The sequence below is a fragment of the Ectopseudomonas alcaliphila genome, from assembly GCF_900101755.1.
Classification (GTDB): domain Bacteria; phylum Pseudomonadota; class Gammaproteobacteria; order Pseudomonadales; family Pseudomonadaceae; genus Aquipseudomonas; species Aquipseudomonas alcaliphila.
Window position 1 is genome coordinate 42,657 of record NZ_FNAE01000007.1, and the last position, 15,019, is coordinate 57,675.

The 15,019-nt window shown below is 62.2% G+C and carries 22 protein-coding genes; 10 read left to right on the top strand and 12 right to left on the bottom strand.

What is annotated here, in order from left to right; translation table 11 throughout:
• Positions 1-72: 72 nt before the first annotated feature.
• The 7 genes from BLR77_RS19280 to BLR77_RS19310 all read right to left on the bottom strand — a co-directional run bounded on the left by BLR77_RS19280 (position 73) and on the right by BLR77_RS19310 (position 3,879).
• Positions 73-414, bottom strand: a complete 342-nt coding sequence (locus tag BLR77_RS19280; protein ID WP_074680838.1) for a HopJ type III effector protein — start codon at positions 412-414, stop codon at positions 73-75.
• On the bottom strand, positions 411-704 hold the full coding sequence (locus BLR77_RS19285) for a DUF1244 domain-containing protein (protein WP_074680840.1): 294 nt from the start codon (positions 702-704) through the stop codon (positions 411-413). Before BLR77_RS19285 ends, BLR77_RS19280 begins: the two co-directional genes overlap by 4 nt.
• 75 nt (positions 705-779) lie before the next feature.
• Positions 780-1,151 (bottom strand): dihydroneopterin triphosphate 2'-epimerase, encoded by a 372-nt coding sequence (gene folX, locus BLR77_RS19290; protein WP_003462464.1) that lies wholly within the window; start codon positions 1,149-1,151, stop codon positions 780-782.
• The gene (gene folE, locus BLR77_RS19295; RefSeq protein ID WP_074680842.1) at positions 1,151-1,711 is read right to left on the bottom strand and encodes a GTP cyclohydrolase I FolE; all 561 of its coding nucleotides are present in this window, start codon (positions 1,709-1,711) and stop codon (positions 1,151-1,153) included. The genes folX and folE overlap by 1 nt, the downstream gene beginning before the upstream one ends.
• Before the next feature lie 22 nt (positions 1,712-1,733).
• Complete coding sequence (folM, locus tag BLR77_RS19300; protein WP_074680844.1) at positions 1,734-2,444, bottom strand: dihydromonapterin reductase; 711 nt, start codon at positions 2,442-2,444, stop codon at positions 1,734-1,736.
• A gap of 317 nt (positions 2,445-2,761) precedes the next feature.
• Positions 2,762-3,328 (bottom strand): antibiotic biosynthesis monooxygenase, encoded by a 567-nt coding sequence (locus BLR77_RS19305; RefSeq protein WP_074680846.1) that lies wholly within the window; start codon positions 3,326-3,328, stop codon positions 2,762-2,764.
• 113 nt (positions 3,329-3,441) lie between these two features.
• Complete coding sequence (locus BLR77_RS19310; RefSeq protein ID WP_074680848.1) at positions 3,442-3,879, bottom strand: thiol-disulfide oxidoreductase DCC family protein; 438 nt, start codon at positions 3,877-3,879, stop codon at positions 3,442-3,444.
• Between the two features lie 89 nt (positions 3,880-3,968).
• Here BLR77_RS19310 and BLR77_RS19315 point away from each other — a divergent pair, with 89 nt between their 5' ends.
• A complete protein-coding gene (locus BLR77_RS19315) occupies positions 3,969-4,922 on the top strand; it encodes a MerR family transcriptional regulator (RefSeq protein WP_074681167.1) in 954 nt (317 codons plus the stop codon).
• 22 nt (positions 4,923-4,944) lie between these two features.
• On the opposite strand, the gene BLR77_RS19320 is transcribed toward BLR77_RS19315, so the two are convergent.
• Positions 4,945-5,553: a hypothetical protein gene (locus tag BLR77_RS19320; RefSeq protein ID WP_074680850.1), complete on the bottom strand. Its 609-nt coding sequence runs from the start codon at positions 5,551-5,553 to the stop codon at positions 4,945-4,947.
• 65 nt (positions 5,554-5,618) lie between these two features.
• On the bottom strand, positions 5,619-6,065 hold the full coding sequence (locus BLR77_RS19325) for a PAS domain-containing protein (RefSeq protein ID WP_074680852.1): 447 nt from the start codon (positions 6,063-6,065) through the stop codon (positions 5,619-5,621).
• A gap of 102 nt (positions 6,066-6,167) precedes the next feature.
• Between BLR77_RS19325 and BLR77_RS19330 the strand changes: the two genes are divergently transcribed.
• The 9 genes from BLR77_RS19330 (at position 6,168) to BLR77_RS19370 (ending at position 12,084) form a co-directional block, all read left to right on the top strand.
• Positions 6,168-6,617, top strand: coding sequence for a flavodoxin (locus tag BLR77_RS19330; RefSeq protein WP_074680854.1), 450 nt, complete (start codon positions 6,168-6,170; stop codon positions 6,615-6,617).
• A gap of 1 nt (position 6,618) precedes the next feature.
• Positions 6,619-7,086 carry a cupin domain-containing protein gene (locus BLR77_RS19335; protein WP_074680856.1) on the top strand — a complete coding sequence of 156 codons (468 nt, stop codon included), beginning with the start codon at positions 6,619-6,621 and terminating at the stop codon, positions 7,084-7,086.
• A 108-nt stretch (positions 7,087-7,194) separates the two neighbouring features.
• Positions 7,195-8,022, top strand: a complete 828-nt coding sequence (locus tag BLR77_RS19340; RefSeq protein WP_394328064.1) for a class II aldolase/adducin family protein — start codon at positions 7,195-7,197, stop codon at positions 8,020-8,022.
• Positions 8,019-8,912, top strand: coding sequence for an alpha/beta fold hydrolase (locus tag BLR77_RS19345; RefSeq protein WP_074680860.1), 894 nt, complete (start codon positions 8,019-8,021; stop codon positions 8,910-8,912). Before BLR77_RS19340 ends, BLR77_RS19345 begins: the two co-directional genes overlap by 4 nt.
• Entirely contained in the window at positions 8,905-9,435 is a 531-nt protein-coding gene (locus BLR77_RS19350; protein ID WP_074680862.1) for a DUF1569 domain-containing protein, read from the top strand. Before BLR77_RS19345 ends, BLR77_RS19350 begins: the two co-directional genes overlap by 8 nt.
• Positions 9,436-9,542: 107 nt before the next feature.
• On the top strand, positions 9,543-9,839 hold the full coding sequence (locus BLR77_RS19355) for a hypothetical protein (protein ID WP_074680864.1): 297 nt from the start codon (positions 9,543-9,545) through the stop codon (positions 9,837-9,839).
• A 112-nt stretch (positions 9,840-9,951) separates the two neighbouring features.
• Complete coding sequence (locus BLR77_RS19360) at positions 9,952-10,863, top strand: SDR family oxidoreductase (RefSeq protein ID WP_074680866.1); 912 nt, start codon at positions 9,952-9,954, stop codon at positions 10,861-10,863.
• Between the two features lie 246 nt (positions 10,864-11,109).
• Positions 11,110-11,691, top strand: a complete 582-nt coding sequence (locus BLR77_RS19365; protein WP_074680867.1) for a DJ-1/PfpI family protein — start codon at positions 11,110-11,112, stop codon at positions 11,689-11,691.
• A 90-nt stretch (positions 11,692-11,781) separates the two neighbouring features.
• Entirely contained in the window at positions 11,782-12,084 is a 303-nt protein-coding gene (locus BLR77_RS19370) for a ribbon-helix-helix domain-containing protein (RefSeq protein WP_017675012.1), read from the top strand.
• 236 nt (positions 12,085-12,320) lie between these two features.
• Here BLR77_RS19370 and BLR77_RS19375 read toward each other — a convergent pair whose 3' ends face one another.
• The 3 genes from BLR77_RS19375 to BLR77_RS19385 form a co-directional block, all read right to left on the bottom strand.
• Positions 12,321-13,808, bottom strand: a complete 1,488-nt coding sequence (locus BLR77_RS19375) for an ATP-binding protein (protein ID WP_074680868.1) — start codon at positions 13,806-13,808, stop codon at positions 12,321-12,323.
• Complete coding sequence (locus BLR77_RS19380) at positions 13,805-14,461, bottom strand: response regulator (RefSeq protein ID WP_074680869.1); 657 nt, start codon at positions 14,459-14,461, stop codon at positions 13,805-13,807. Before BLR77_RS19380 ends, BLR77_RS19375 begins: the two co-directional genes overlap by 4 nt.
• 91 nt (positions 14,462-14,552) lie before the next feature.
• Positions 14,553-14,951 (bottom strand): nuclear transport factor 2 family protein, encoded by a 399-nt coding sequence (locus BLR77_RS19385; protein ID WP_074680870.1) that lies wholly within the window; start codon positions 14,949-14,951, stop codon positions 14,553-14,555.
• Between the last annotated feature and the right edge of the window lie 68 nt (positions 14,952-15,019).

The following is a 15,019-nucleotide window of genomic DNA, read 5'->3' on the forward strand; positions in this document are numbered from 1 at the left end:
AGCATAAAGCGATAGCGATGTGATGTCTGTCAGCTTTTGCTGACAGTTGCGCAGGTTTTTGCGCTATGCCGCTCAGATCTTGCGCTTGAGCGGTTGCTGTTCGAACGTCACGCCGCCCAGGCCATGGCTCATCAGCGCGCGGATATTGCCGTGATCACTGCCTTGCGGCGTGGCCAGCACGCTGCGGTAGTGTTCGCCGAAGGCGCGCAGTGCTTCGTCCTCGCTCAAGCCTTCCAGCAGGGCCAGGCCCAGGGTCTTGCAGGAGCCCTCGTTCTGGCCGGCGGCGTTGTCCACGTCACCGTTGCGAAAGGCGCTGGGTTGATAGTCGTAGTGCTCGGCGACGAAGGCCAGGGTTTCACTGAAGGCGTAATCGTCCTGCTGCAGACGGCTGCGCAGCTCGTTGAGAGCGGTCATTCATGCTTTCCTTTTGCAAATGCGGCTTTCTGCTCGGCCGAGGCTTCTTTCTGATACTTGGCCTTCCAATCGGCATAGGGCATGCCATACACGGTCTCACGGGCCTGTTCGGCGCTGACCTCGACGCCGAGGTCGTCGGCAGCGGCCTTGTACCATTTCGACAGGCAGTTGCGGCAGAAACCGGCCAGGTTCATCAGGTCGATGTTCTGCACGTCAGGACGAGTGCGCAGGTGCTGTACCAGGGCGCGAAAGGCTGCAGCTTCCAGTTCGAGGCGTTCTTGCTCGGTCATGGTGGGCTCTCCGGGGATGGGTGGCGGCGATGATAAGAGCCTCGCCGGAGAGCGGCAAGCCGCTGCAAGCGGCTATCAGCGATGACCGGCGAGGGTGATGGATACCGACTCGGCGAAACGCAGGGCGTGCGGTTTGTCCACTTCCACTTCGGCGTAACGCACGGCCTGATGAGTCATGACCAGGTCGAGGATTTCCTGGGTCAGGCGTTCGAGTAGGGCGAAGCGATTGCCTTCGACATGGGCGATGATCGCCTTGGTGATGGTGCGGTAGTTCAGCGCATGCTCGATATCGTTGACCTCTACCGCATCGACGGCGGGGTAGAGGATGGTCAGGTTGATCAACACGTCCTGCTTGTTGTTGATCTCTTCTTCCTTGATGCCGATGTAGGTGCGCAGGCGCAGGTCCTTGACGCGGATGCGCGCCATTCCAGGTTCCAGTCGCGGCATTAGTTGTTCCGTCCGATCAATTGCAGAAATTCGTGGCGAGTGTTGCAGGACTCGCGGAAGGCGCCAAGCATCACCGAGCTGCTCATCACCGAATTCTGCTTCTCCACGCCGCGCATCATCATGCACATGTGCTTGGCTTCGATCACCACAGCCACGCCGGCGGCGTTGGTCACGCGCTGTATCGCATCGGCGATCTGCTTGGTGAGGTTTTCCTGGATCTGCAGGCGACGCGCGTACATGTCGACGATACGCGCCACCTTGGACAGCCCGAGCACCTTGCCGGTAGGAATGTAGGCGACATGCGCCTTGCCGATGAAGGGCAGCAGGTGGTGCTCGCACAGCGAGTACAGCTCGATGTCCTTGACGATCACCATCTCGTCGTTATCGGACTCGAACAGCGCACCGTTGACGATCTCCTCCAGCGACTGCTGATAACCATGGCAGAGGTACTGCATGGCTTTGGCAGCGCGTTTGGGGGTGTCTAGCAGACCCTCGCGCTCCGGGTTCTCACCGAGGCCTACGAGTATCTCGCGGTATTGCTGGGAAAGGGGTTGGCTCATGGCAGTGTCCTGAGCAGTCGCCTCACTTGAGGTGGCGGCCGCCGTTGAGGGTAAGGGTCGTTCCGGTTATGTAGGGGTTGTCCAGCAGGTAGCGCAAAGTCTGGTAGAAGGCCTGCGGACCGGGTTCTATGCCCAGCGCCGATTTGGCCAAGGTCCTGGTGCGGTAGGCGTCGTCATCGCCTTCGTTGAACATCAGCAGCGCCGGCGCGATGCTGTTGACCTTGATGTGCGGCGCCAAGCGAGCAGCGAATGAGAGCGTCAGACTTTCCAGGCCCGCCTTGCTGGCGCAGTAGGCGGGGCGATTGGCGCTGCCCTTGCGCACCACATCGTCACTGACGTGCACGATGTCGGCGTGTTCCGACTGCAATAGCAGCTCGCTGCAATGCAGGTTGATCAGGTAAGGCGCGAGCATGTGAACGCTGAACAGCTGACGGAAGACTTGCGCTTCTTCGCCCGGCGTTTCCGCCAGCCACTGCGAGGCGTTGTGCACGATTGCGCGCAGGCCACTGCAGTGCGCCTTGATCTGCTCGATGAATGCCAGAATCCCGGCCTCGCCGCTGAAATCGGCCTGCAAAGCGATGGCGCCGCGCTCACGCAGCCGTGAAACGCTGTCGCGCTCCTGGCGGTAGCTGATGATCACCTGCTGGCCTTCGTCAAGCAGGCGCTCGGCGCAGTAAAGGCCGACCCTTTGGCCGGCACCGGTGATCAGGATGGGGAAGCTGGCAGCGCTCATGTGCGACTCGAGAGAATGAGATGAAGGCCTGGCTCGTACCGCCTCGGGATACCTGACCAGTGGCAGGCGGTACTCACCAGACCGTGGATAAAGTTATACCAGAGCTGCAGGTTGTACAACCATGTGCGGCATGTGGTTTTGCTGTCAGACTGAGTGGATTTGCCTATTTCTCTGAGTTTTAAGGGTTTTTACTGAAGGTCTTGAGAGGGAACTTTTGTACTTTACCTGTACGGGTTGTTATTTCTGTACAGATATTAGTTGTTTGTACAACGAAATCGGCCAGCACGAGGCTGGCCGATTGGTAGAGAAGGATGCTTTCAGGACTTGCCGACGCTGGCGGTTCGCCTGTTCAGGCGCTGCGGGTAGTTGCCCTGTAGCCAAGGCTCCAGCAGGCGGGTGGAAAGTGGGATGAACCAGTACGTCATCAGTGGCGTCAGGGCCAGCGTCGACAGCAGCACACGGGTGACCAGCGACAGGTCGGCAAGCCACGGGCCGAACAGCAGGTTGAAGGCCAGGGAGACCGGAAAGAACGCCAGCCAGATCGCCACGCTCTGCTTCCAGCGCGGAGGCTGTCGATGGACACTGCCGAACCAGGCATCGAGGCCGATCGCGCGCTTTTCCTGTGGTTGGGCAAAAAGACCCGCACCACGCTGCAGCCAGGCCTGGCGTGAGGCCGAGTGCTCCCAGGAGGCCATGGTCTGTTCGTCGCTGAAACGGAAAACGATCTGGAATTCATCGTCACCGGCAGGCGGTGCCAGTACGCCGGAGCCGAGATAGCCAGGGAAGTCGGTGGCCAGGTGCTCACCTTCACGCAGCCAGGCGATGAAGTCGTGATAGCGGCCAGTGGCAACGCGGCGCGCCACCATCAGGGTAACGGGGGACATTGTGTATCTCCTCGAGTGTTGCCGTCAGCCGGGGTATGGCGTTTGGCGCGGTCGAGCACGGGGTGATGTGCTCGACGAAAAATACAGCAAGGATTATTCCCGTTTTGTGGAAATTAGCCAGCCCCGCCTGATGGCGGGCGCTGGATGGAGCAGGCGTTGTCCTTATGGCAGCGTGCTGCACCGTCAGGGTGCGGAAGACGTGCCAAATGGGGGCGTAGCCGGCAGAACAGCCGATAGCCCCATTCCAGCACGGGGCGCAGTGGTCGCCAGCGTAGCGGCGCCACCCAGCGTCCAAGGCCGGCGGCCTCCCAGCTCCAGAGGCTGGCATCAAGCCCCAGCAGCCACTGGTCATCGGCCCAGCGCGCGTGCAAGCGCTCCTGCATCGCCGTCAGGGACACGCCCAGTGGCGTTGGGTCGAAGTCCTTGGCAGAAATGTCCACCAGCAGCAGTCGCTGCGGCGAGGCATGCCGGCTGAGCATGCGAATCTCGCGCGCGCAGAGTGGGCAGTCGCCGTCGAAATAAAGGGTCAGTGGCCAAGCAGGGTTGTGCATGAGGTTGCCTTGTATAATCCTTGCACAATGTAAGCCTGCCTTAGCTGGGTTACAATGCCCCTACATTCGTTGCCGTGATGCCCGAAGCCATGCCCGAACTTGCCTCCGTCACATCGCTCGCGTCCAGCGCTTTGAAACAGGAAGAGCTGTTCCCCATCCGCGAGGTTTCTCGTCTTACCGGCGTCAATCCGGTCACCCTGCGTGCCTGGGAGCGGCGTTACGGCCTGATTCAGCCAACGCGGACCGACAGCGGTCATCGTCTTTATTCGCAGGCCGATATCGATGCGGTACGTAGCATCCTGGCCTGGATCGAGCGCGGTGTAGCGGTCAGCAAGGTCGGCTCGATCCTGGCCAAGAGCGCCAGCAGTCGCAGCGTCGCCACGCCGGCCTACAACGACGTCAGCAGTGACGACTGGAATCAGTGGCAGGGCCAGGTACGCAGCGCGCTGCAGGACTTCGATGAGTCCCGCCTCGAGCGTCTGTACGGGCAGATTTTCTCCTGCTATCCGCTGCCGGTGGTTTTTCAGGACATCTTCATGCCCGTCTGGCAGGAGCTGCTGCTGCGCCAGGACGAAGTCGGACAGCGTGGCGAGTGGCTGATGCTCGACGGCTTCCTGCGTGGGCGCTGCTGGCAGCGTCTGCAGTTAGGGCGCGATGACTCGCGTGATCGTGTGCTGCTGGTGGCACTACCCAGCCACTGCCGGGAGCTGGAGTTGCTGGTTGCCGCTTTGCTGCTGGGCAATCAGGACATCGAAGTCACGGTGATGGGCCCTGGTGTACCAATGACCGATCTGGCCCTGGTCTGTGAGCGTATGCAGCCGCAGGCACTGGTGGTCTTCAGCAACCAGCCGCCAGGCGAGGAGTTCCCGAAGCAGCTGGCGCGCCTGGCACTTGGCCTGGAATGTCCGATGCTGCTGGCGGGTGACAGTGCCGATCTGGCGGAGGAGAGTCTGGCTGGCTCGCCCATCGCCTGTCTGGGTAACGAGGGGCGCCTGATGCAGCGTCGTCTGCAACAGTTCCTGGCTGGCCATCTCGACACCTGAGGCGGCCCGGACTATCGAGGTCTCAGCTGACTGCTGCAGTCTGCGACTGTTGTTCGCTGTGCTGGTCGAACAGGTACTGACGCAGGGTCTGTTCATCTTCCGCATGTAGCGTTTGCAGGCTGTAGGCATAGCGCCTCTGGCTGACGCGTCTCGCCAGCCGCGCGCGCAGTTGAACACGGCGCTCCTGGGGCAAAATCAGCTGCAGCAACTGATCCTTGGCCGGCATGCCTGGCTTGCTGTACTCCACCAGGATGCCATTGTTCGATAGCTCCAGTGCCTTCAGGCCACTGGGGCGGTCGCTGCCGTCCAGCAGTACCAACGCCTCGGGCAGAACAAGACGCCATGGGCGTTCGCTTACCCCTTGTTCGAAGATCAGCGGTGCGCCCAGCTCCAGGCGCGACTGGCTGTGGTCATCCTGAATAAGGCGCAGGGGGAAGCTCAGGTGTTGATTGTCGCTATGGGTGTCCAGGCTCAGCTGTTTTTCATCGCCCAACTGCTTCAACAGCTCACGAAGTTGTTCGCCCAACGCCAATTGTGGCGCAGCACTGTGCTGCCGCGTTTGCGGAGGTTTGAAGAGGATCTTCTGGAGGAAATCCAGCTCGTCCTGAGTCAGCAGCGGGTCGCTTTGCATGGGATGAGACTGCCTGGGGTCAAGCTCATGTGACTGCGCTTGTGAACGATAGTTTTATCCGTTCGTCAGCTTTTCAAGCGCGCCAGCTCGGCCTTCAGTCCGGCTACCTCAGCCTCCAGCTCACGTACCCGCTGTTTGGCTTCGACCTGTTCGGTGACATCCTTCTGGATACCGATGTAGTAGGTCAACTGATCGCTTTCGTTGAGCACCGGGGTGATCGATAGCTCGTTCCAGAACGCGCTGCCATCTTTGCGGTAGTTACGAATGATCTGCCGGCAGGGCTTGTTCGCCTTGACCGCCTCGCGAATGGCCTGCAGGCCGAGCTGTGCTCGGTCACTGCCCTGCAGGAAACGGCAGTCCTGGTAGAGGATGTCATCGCAGGGGTAGCCGGTCAGGCGCTCGAATGCCGCGTTGGCGTAGATCAGAATGTTGTCTTCGCCCTCCTGCTCGGCCACCACGATGCCATCGTTGGAGGCGTCGACTACCAGTTGCAGCAGTTTGGCATTGATCATGGGTCCGGTTCCGCGATGGGTATGCGCTGCATTCTAAAACATCGGGTCGGGCTGTCCACTTGCGGCATAATGCGCGGCGTTTTTCCTGTTTCTGGAGTTGTCATGAAAATCGCCATTCTCTCGGGCTCGGTCTACGGTACGGCCGAGGAAGTCGCTCGCCACGCCGAGCGCCAGCTCAAGGCCGCAGGGTTGGATGCCTGGCACAAAGCGAACATGAGCCTTGAGGAATTGCTGGCCTTCGCGCCGGACGCGTTCCTCACCGTGACGTCCACCACCGGCATGGGTGAGCTGCCGGATAACCTGCTGCCGCTGTATAGCGAAATCCGCGACCGTTTGCCGGCGTGGAGTGGCCGCCCGGCCGCAGTGCTGGCGCTGGGTGACTCCAGCTATGACACCTTCTGTGGCGGCGGTGAGCTGATGCGCGAGCTGTATGCCGAGCTGGGCCTGCGCGAGGTGGTCGAGATGTTGCGTCTGGACTCCAGCGAAACCGTCACTCCGGAAACCGATGCCGAGCCCTGGCTGCAGGCTTTCGCGGCGGCGCTGAAGGCCTGACATGCACCCTCGCGCTCGCCAGTTGATCGACAGTCTCGGGCTTGTCGCGCATCCCGAGGGTGGCTACTACCGTCGTCTGTTCGTTTCGGCGCGGCGCGATACCGAGGGGCGAGCGTCCTCCAGCGCCATTCTGTTCCTTTTGCCAGGTGCTGCGGTCAGCCGCTGGCATCGGGTCGATGCCGACGAGCTGTGGCACTTTCACGAAGGCGACCCTTTGCAGTTGTTGGTCGCCGAAACGCCCGACGCGGTGCGTTGCGAGCTGCTCGGGCCAGTGGGCGAGGGGCAGATGCCGCAGTGTGCGGTAGCGGCCCATGCCTGGCAGGCGGCGCGCTCGACGGGCGCCTACACGCTGGTCGGCTGCACCGTGGCACCGGAGTTTCAGTTCGAGGGCTTTCGCCTGCTGGCCGATGACGCCGAGGCTCAGGCGCACTGGCCGCTTCTTCTGCGCGATTACCCCGAGCTGGTTTGACCGGCGATAAGGGCGGCGAATATGCCCTTATCGCACTGCGCTACCCCGGCATTGTGACCCGCAAAGCCATCAAGATGGCTGCCAGGGCGACTACCGCCAGGCAAGCGTATGGCTAGACTGCGGACACCACCGACCAACAAGAATATCGAGGTGACCGCCGTGAACGCTCCGCTGAAACTCCCTGCCGTGAAGAATCTGGTGTCCGAGGCCGAATGGCGCGCACGCGTCGACCTCGCCGCCTGCTACCGGCTGATCGCCCTCTATGGTTGGGATGACCTGATCTTCACCCATATCTCTGCCAAGGTGCCGGGCACCGAGGATTTCCTCATCAACCCCTATGGCCTGATGTTCCACGAAATCACGGCATCGAGCCTGGTCAAGGTCGATCTGGCGGGCACCAAGCTGATGGACAGCCCCTTCGACATCAACCCGGCCGGCTACACCATCCACAGCGCGGTGCACGAGGTGCGCCACGATGTGGGTTGCGTGCTGCATATCCACACGCCTGCCGGTATCGCCGTGTCGGCGCAGAAGCAGGGCTTGCTGCCACTGTCGCAGCAGTCGCTGTTCGTCCTCGCCAGCCTGGCCTACCACGGTTATGAAGGCGTGGCGCTGAATCATGACGAGAAAGCGCGGCTGCAGGCGGATCTGGGCGACAAGAACTTCATGATCCTGCCCAACCACGGGTTGCTCACCGCTTTCGGCAGCATTGCCGACGCCTTCCTCGGCATGTTCACCCTGCAGCGTGCCTGCGAGATCCAGGTCATGGCGCAGAGCGGCGGCGCCGAGCTGATCCACATCCCGCAGCAGATTCTCGACGGCGCTCGGGCGATGATCGCCGGGGTGATGAAGACGCAGCAGGGCATGGGCGGCGCGCTGCCGTGGCCGGCGCTGCTGCGCAAGCTGGATCAGCAGATGCCGGGTTACGACCAGTGACTGACCTGCCAGGGATCGCGCTGGATGACTGGCGGGCGAGGGCGCTGACGCTGGACTTCGCTGGCCAGCAGATTCGTTACTGGCTGGCCGGTGATGCTCAGGCCGAGCCGCTGCTGCTGATTCACGGCTTTCCCAGCGCCAGTTGGGACTGGCATCGCCTGTGGGGGCCGCTGGCCGAACGTTACCGGGTGATCGCCTGTGACATGCTCGGCTTCGGCTATTCGGCCAAACCGCGCGGACATGCCTACAGCCTGCTGGAACAGGCTGATCTGCAGCAGGCACTGCTGGCCCATATCGGCGAACAGCGCCCTTTGCACGTGCTGGCCCACGATTACGGCGACAGCGTTGCCCAGGAACTGATTGCGCGGCATCAGGAAGGGCAGCTGCAGCTGGCCAGTTGCGTGTTCCTCAATGGTGGGCTGTTCCCCGAAACGCATCATCCGGTGCGGGTGCAAAAACTCTTGCTCGGGCCACTCGGGCCGCTGATCGGGCGCCTGTTCTCACGGCGCAAACTGGCGCAGAGTTTTGCCCGCATATTCGGCCCGCACACCCAGGCGAGCGAGGCCGAGCTGGATGCCCTGTGGCAACTGGTGGCGCACAACAACGGCCCGACAGTGATGCATCGCCTGATTCGCTACATGCCCGAGCGCCGCCAGCAACGGCAGCGCTGGGTGACGGCGATGCAGGCCACGACACTGCCGATGCGGGTGATCGATGGCGCCTTCGACCCGATTTCCGGCGCACATATGGTGGCGCGCTACCGTGAGCTGATCGCTGACGCCGACACGGTTCTGCTCGAAGGCATCGGTCACTATCCGCAACTGGAAGCCCCGGCTGCGGTGCTCGATCATTACCTGCAGTTTCGCGATGCGAAGGACTCACATGCGTAGACGTACCCTGTTGAAAGGCGCAGTGCTGACTGGAGGCGCCGCACTCGGCGCCGGCTACTGGGCCTTGCCTGCTGGTCCGCGGCCGGCGGCTGTCAGCCTGGAGGGCGCACGCCAGGTGCTGGCGGACCTACAGGGCAAGACGCTGCAGAGCATTCGTGGCTGGAGCCCGAGTGAAGTGTTCAACCACTGCGCGCAGAGCATCGACTATTCCATCGACGGTTATCCCGAGCTGAAAGCCGCCTGGTTTCGCCATAGCCTCGGGCCCGCAGCGTTCGCCGTGTTCAGCGCGCGCGGTGCCATGCGTCACCCGCTGGATGAGGCGATTCCCGGTGCCGCTGCGCTGACCGAACCAGCCGATCAGGCCTCGGCCTTGCAGCGACTGCAGATGGCGTTCCAGCGCTTCGCCGAGTACCGGGGCAGGTTACAGCCGCACTTCGCCTATGGTGCGCTGGAGCACGGCGAATACGCCGAGGCGCACGTGTTGCACCTGTACAACCACCTCAGCCTGATCCGCATCGCCTGATGCACAGGTGAATCTGAACGAGTTGGGGTTGAAATAATTTTTGTCGAACCTCCGGCGCCGTGAGCGACTCAGTAACTGTGTCACTCACAGGAAAGCCGAGGTTACTCATGAACAACATGAACAAGAAATTATCTGCACTGCTGCTGAGCGGGATTCTGGGCGCGATGGCGCTGCCTGCCTTTGCCGAAACCGAGTCTGATGGCACCAGTTCCCCGGGCCCTACCATGCCCTCTGCTCCAGGGGATGCGCCCATGAATCCGGCTGATGACGGCGACGGCATCCCGCCCGTACAGGGGCCGAACACCGATGGCAATCCCGGTGGTGACGGTGCAGGCTCGGATGGCACCGGCACCGGCACCGGCGGTAGCGGCACTGGTGGCAGTGGTTCCGGCGCCAGCAACTGAGTCACATAAGGTCGTATTATCGGCCGTCATTCAGGGGCCCCGCGCGCCTTGTGAAGCACGCGGGGCTGCCTGACACTCGGGGCCATTCACAATCTGCCCGAGGAAGCTGTCGATGAGCGATGTCATCCGTTTCGAAGATCAAGTGGTCATAGTCACCGGTGCTGGCGGAGGCCTGGGCCGCGCTCACGCACTGCTGTTTGCCCATCACGGTGCCAGGGTGGTGGTCAACGATCTGGGCGGTAGCACCCACGGTGAAGGGGCCAACGCTTCGGCTGCCGACAAGGTGGTGGAAGAGATTCGCGCCTTTGGCGGTACTGCGGTGGCCAATCATGATTCGGTCACCGATGGCGACAGGATCGTGCAGACTGCGCTCGATCATTTCGGCCGCATCGACGTTCTGGTCAACAACGCCGGCATCCTGCGCGACAAGAGTTTCCACAAGATGGAAGACGCCGACTGGGACCTGGTCTACAAGGTCCATGTCGAAGGTGCCTACAAGACTACCCATGCGGCCTGGCCCTACTTGCGCGAGCAGAACTTCGGTCGGGTAATCTTCACTTCGTCCACTTCCGGTATCTACGGCAATTTCGGCCAGAGCAATTACGGCATGGCCAAGCTCGGCCTGTATGGTCTGACGCGTACTCTGGCCATCGAAGGGCGCAAGAACAACATTCTGGTCAACGCCATCGCACCGACCGGTGCCACGCGCATGACCGAAGGACTGATCCCGTCGCAGGTGTTCGAGCAACTCAAACCCGAGCTGGTCAGCCCGCTGGTGGTTTATCTCGGTAGCGCTGCTTGCCAGGACACCGGTGGCCTGTTCGAGGTCGGCGGTGGTTGGGTTGGCAAGGTACGCTGGGAGCGCAGCCTGGGCGCCGGTTTCGACCCCAAGGCCGGCTTCAGCCCCGAGGATGTTGCGGCGCAGTGGCAACGCATCTGCGATTTCGAAGGCGCTGCGCACCCGGCTGACAACGTCGAGGCGCTCAAGGAAATGATGGCGAACCTGCAGAAGTACGCGCTCTAAGCGACATGCGATCAACGAGAGGCCGGCAGCGATGCCGGCCTTTTTTCGTTGCTCATCCGCAGAATGACACCGCTCGCGTCTATGCGGCATCACCTCGTCGAAAGCGGCCGCAGCGTTTGATGGACGAGGTACTGGCTGAGGTTGGCCTTTGATCGGGCGTAGCGGGGAGTAGTACCCGGCTGTTACCTGTCGGAAGAAATAGGGGCGAATAATGGCGTTCGTTCCACCTACCTTCAGGAGACGATCATGGCTGCCAAGAAGATTCTCATGCTGGTCGGCGACTACGCCGAGGACTACGAAACCATGGTGCCGTTCCAGGCGCTGCAGATGGTCGGCCACACCGTGCATGCGGTCTGCCCGGACAAGGTCACTGGGCAGACGGTGCGCACCGCCATCCACGATTTCGAGGGCGACCAGACCTACAGCGAGAAGCCGGGGCACAACTTCGCGCTCAACTTCGATTTCGCCAAGGTCCGCGCCGAGGATTACGACGCCCTGGTGATTCCCGGTGGCCGTGCCCCCGAGTATCTGCGCCTCAATGGCGAGGTCGTGGCACTGGTGAAGGCCTTCGCCAAGGCCGACAAACCCATCGCTGCCGTCTGTCACGGTGCCCAGTTGCTGGCGGCGGCCGGTGTGCTGGAGGGACGCGAGTGCAGCGCCTATCCTGCTTGTGCGCCGGAAGTGGCATTGGCCGGTGGTATTTACGTGGACATCCCGGCGGACCAGGCACACGTGCAGGGCAAGCTGGTCACCGCGCCCGCCTGGCCTGCACATCCGGCTTGGCTGGCGGCGTTTCTCGGGGTGCTTGGCACGGAAATTCGCCTGTAACCAACGTAGCCCGGATGTAATCCGGAGCCGCACCATGTCGGCATCCCCGGATTGCATCCGGGCTACGACGCTAGTGAGGAGGTAAAGCCGATGTGCGAACTCTATGTAAAGGCTGATCCCATCCTCTACGAGTCGCGCTCACGCTCATTGCGCATCCGCGGTGTGGTTACCACGCTGCGTCTGGAAAATCAGTTCTGGGACATCCTGCGCGAAATCGCCGAAGTCGATGGCATGACCACCAACCAGCTGATTGCCAAGCTGCATGACGAGGTCATGGACTTTCGCGGCGAAGTGGTCAATTTCGCCTCGTTCCTGCGCGTCAGCTGCACCCGCTACCTGGCCCAGAAGGCCGGGCGTCAGGTGCCGCTGAGGGTGGTTGGTGCGAGCGGCTGAGTCACTGGTACATCCAGAAGTTCGGATGTTCCTGCACGTTCGCGGTGGTCGGTTGCTGGCTCGGTTGGGATTGCTGGAAGAAGCGTTTGATCAGGCTCATGCGAAGTTACTCCAGTAGTGGCTGTTGAACAGGTCTGCATGATCGGAGAAGCGCTTCGATTGATAAAACGGATTGTCTCTATCTTGCTGATTGGGTATGGCTATACCTGATGCCTGAGGTTTGCCATTGCGATCACTCAAGCATGGCTGCCGGGACGCCGGGGTAAGCGCACGCTGACACGCAAGCCGCCGAGCGGCGACTCCTCAAGGGCGATACTGCCCCGATGCAATTCAACGACGCGGCGCACGATGGACAACCCCAGCCCGGCGCCCTGGCCTTCGCCAATGCGAAAGAAGCGTTCGAACAACCGCTCGCGTAACTCCGCTGGCACACCGGGGCCGCTGTCGAGTACCTGCAGCATCACCTCCTGAGCCGTGGCCTGTAGTTGCACCTGAATGCAGCCGCCCTCTGGGGTGTACTGCACGGCATTGCTCACCAGGTTCTGCAGCAGAACTCCCAGGCTGGGCGCGTCCGCCGGCAGGTGATAGTCGCCTGGCTCCTGAGCGTCGAGAATCAGCTCCTGTCCACGATTGAGTGCCAGGGGGGTCAGCTCGGCCAGTTCGCCACGCATGAAGGTCAGCAGGTCCAGTTCATCCATGTTCAGGCGGATGCCATTGGGGTCCAGACGCGCCAGGGTCAGCAGCTGTGCGACCACGCGGGTCGCGCGGTCGACACCGCTGCCCAGCTGCTTCAATGCCTCTTCTCGGTCGCCGGCATCCGGTGCTTCCAGGGCGTTCTGTGCGTGAATGCGTAGCACCGCCAGCGGCGTGCGCAATTCGTGGGCGGCGTCGGCGATAAAGCGCTTTTCCTGTTCCAGCAACTGATTGACCTGCATCAGCAGGCGGTTGAGCGCAGCAGCCATCGGTTCCAGTTCATTGGGCAGCGGCGGGAAGACCAGCGGCGCCAGGTTATCCGGCGCGCGGCCGCGAATGGCATCGGCCATGCGTTTGAGTGGATACAGTCCCCAACCCACGGTCAGCCACAGCAGCAGGCCGACGATGGGCAGGCCGATCAGCAGGGGTTGCAGACTGCGCCGGGCGATCTTGCCGATCAGCTCGCCGCGCACGTCCTCGCGTTCGCCCGCCAGCACCCAGTGGTAGTCGCGGCTGTCATGCAGGACGAACACGCGCCAGCGATGCTCGCCGATGTTCAGGGTGTGATAGCCGATCAGGTAGCGGGCCAACTGGGCCAGGCGCTCGCGCATGGGCTGGTCATCGTTGGGCAGAGCCAGGCCGAGCTGCGCGATCATGTCGCTAAGCAAGCCAGGCGGCGCGCTGGCGGACTGGAACAGCAGCTCGCCATCGTCGTCGAGCATCTGGAAGGCCAGCTTGCCCTCGTATTCGTGGCCGAACAGGTTGTCCGGGTTGCGCGAGTTCTGCAGCAGCAGCGCTTCGTCGAGTACCGCCTGCATCTCATGGCGCTCGTTCTCGTTGAGATCGTGGCGTACCAGGCCCATGAGCAGGCGTGCGGTCTGCGACAACTGGGCATCGAACAACTCGCGCACTTCATGCACCGAGTCGTTGTAGATCTTGTGGCTGATCAGCCCGAAGCTGGCCGCTATCAGCAACAGAAGCAGGGCGAGCAGGCGAGTGCGGATGGAACCGAAGGTTTTCAGCAGCCTCATTTGTCCACCAGATAACCGACGCCGCGCACGGTGCGGATCAGCTCCGGGAAGAATTTCTTGCGCAGGTGATGCACGTGCACTTCCAGGGCGTTGCTTTCGACGTCTTCATCCCAGCCGTAGAGCGCCTGTTGCAGCTTGTCGCGGGTCAGCACGCGTCCGGGCTGGATCAGCAACTCGTGCAGCAGAAGGAATTCCTTGCGCGGCAGGTTGATGCTCTGGCCCTGGTACTCGACCACCTGGCTCGCGGGGTCGAGGCTGATGCCACGGTATTCCAGTGCCGGTTGCGGGCGCTGGAAGCTGCGCCGCAGCAGGGCGCGCAGGCGTGCCTTGAGCTCGGCGACGTCGAAGGGCTTGACCAGGTAATCGTCGGCACCGGCATCGAGACCGGCGATGCGGTCGCTGGTGGCGTCACGTGCGGTCAGCACCAGCACCGGCACCGGGTTGGCGGCGGCGCGCAGCTGCTTGAGCACCTGCAGGCCGTCCATGCGCGGCAGGCCGAGGTCGAGAATGACCAGCTCGAAACTCTCGTGGCTCAGTGCATGCAGCGCGCTGGCGCCGTCCTGTAGCCAGTCAACGGTATAGCCTTCGGGCTTCAGCGCGGTGCGAATGCCTTCGCCCAGGGCCTGGTCGTCTTCGACGAGAAGAATACGCATGGTCACTCCTGCAGAGGGTTAGCGGAGTTTACCTGTCACCTGCTGCAAAAGCGCTGTGGCTTGTGCGCGGCGCCCGCGTACGCAGAGCTTGTCACCCTACCTGCGTGATCCAGTCATTGAGGTTGTAGTAGTTGCTGATGCGCGCCACCTTGCCGTGCTTGATCTCGAAGAAAGCGCCGGCCGGCAGCACGTAGGTCTGGCCGTTGGCGGGCGGCAGGCCTTGGTCGTCGGCCAGGTATTCGCCGTGCACCACGAACTCGGCGGCGGCGCGGCTGCCTTCGGCGTTCTGCATCACCACGATATCGGCCAGGTGCTCGCGGTAGCAGCGGTTCATCTTGTCCATGAAGGCGGCGAAGGTGGCTTTGCCGACCTGGCGCTCGCCCTGGTTGATGTCGTGCACCACGTCATCGCTCAGCAGGTCGAGGAAGGCTGGCATGTCGCCAGCGTTGAAGGCGGCGTAGTAGGCCTGAACCAGTTCGGTGGCGGTCATGACTAAGTTCCTTTCGTAGCGTGGTTAGTGGTTCGTTGGCCCGCATGATAAGTTCGCCGTTTACCGCT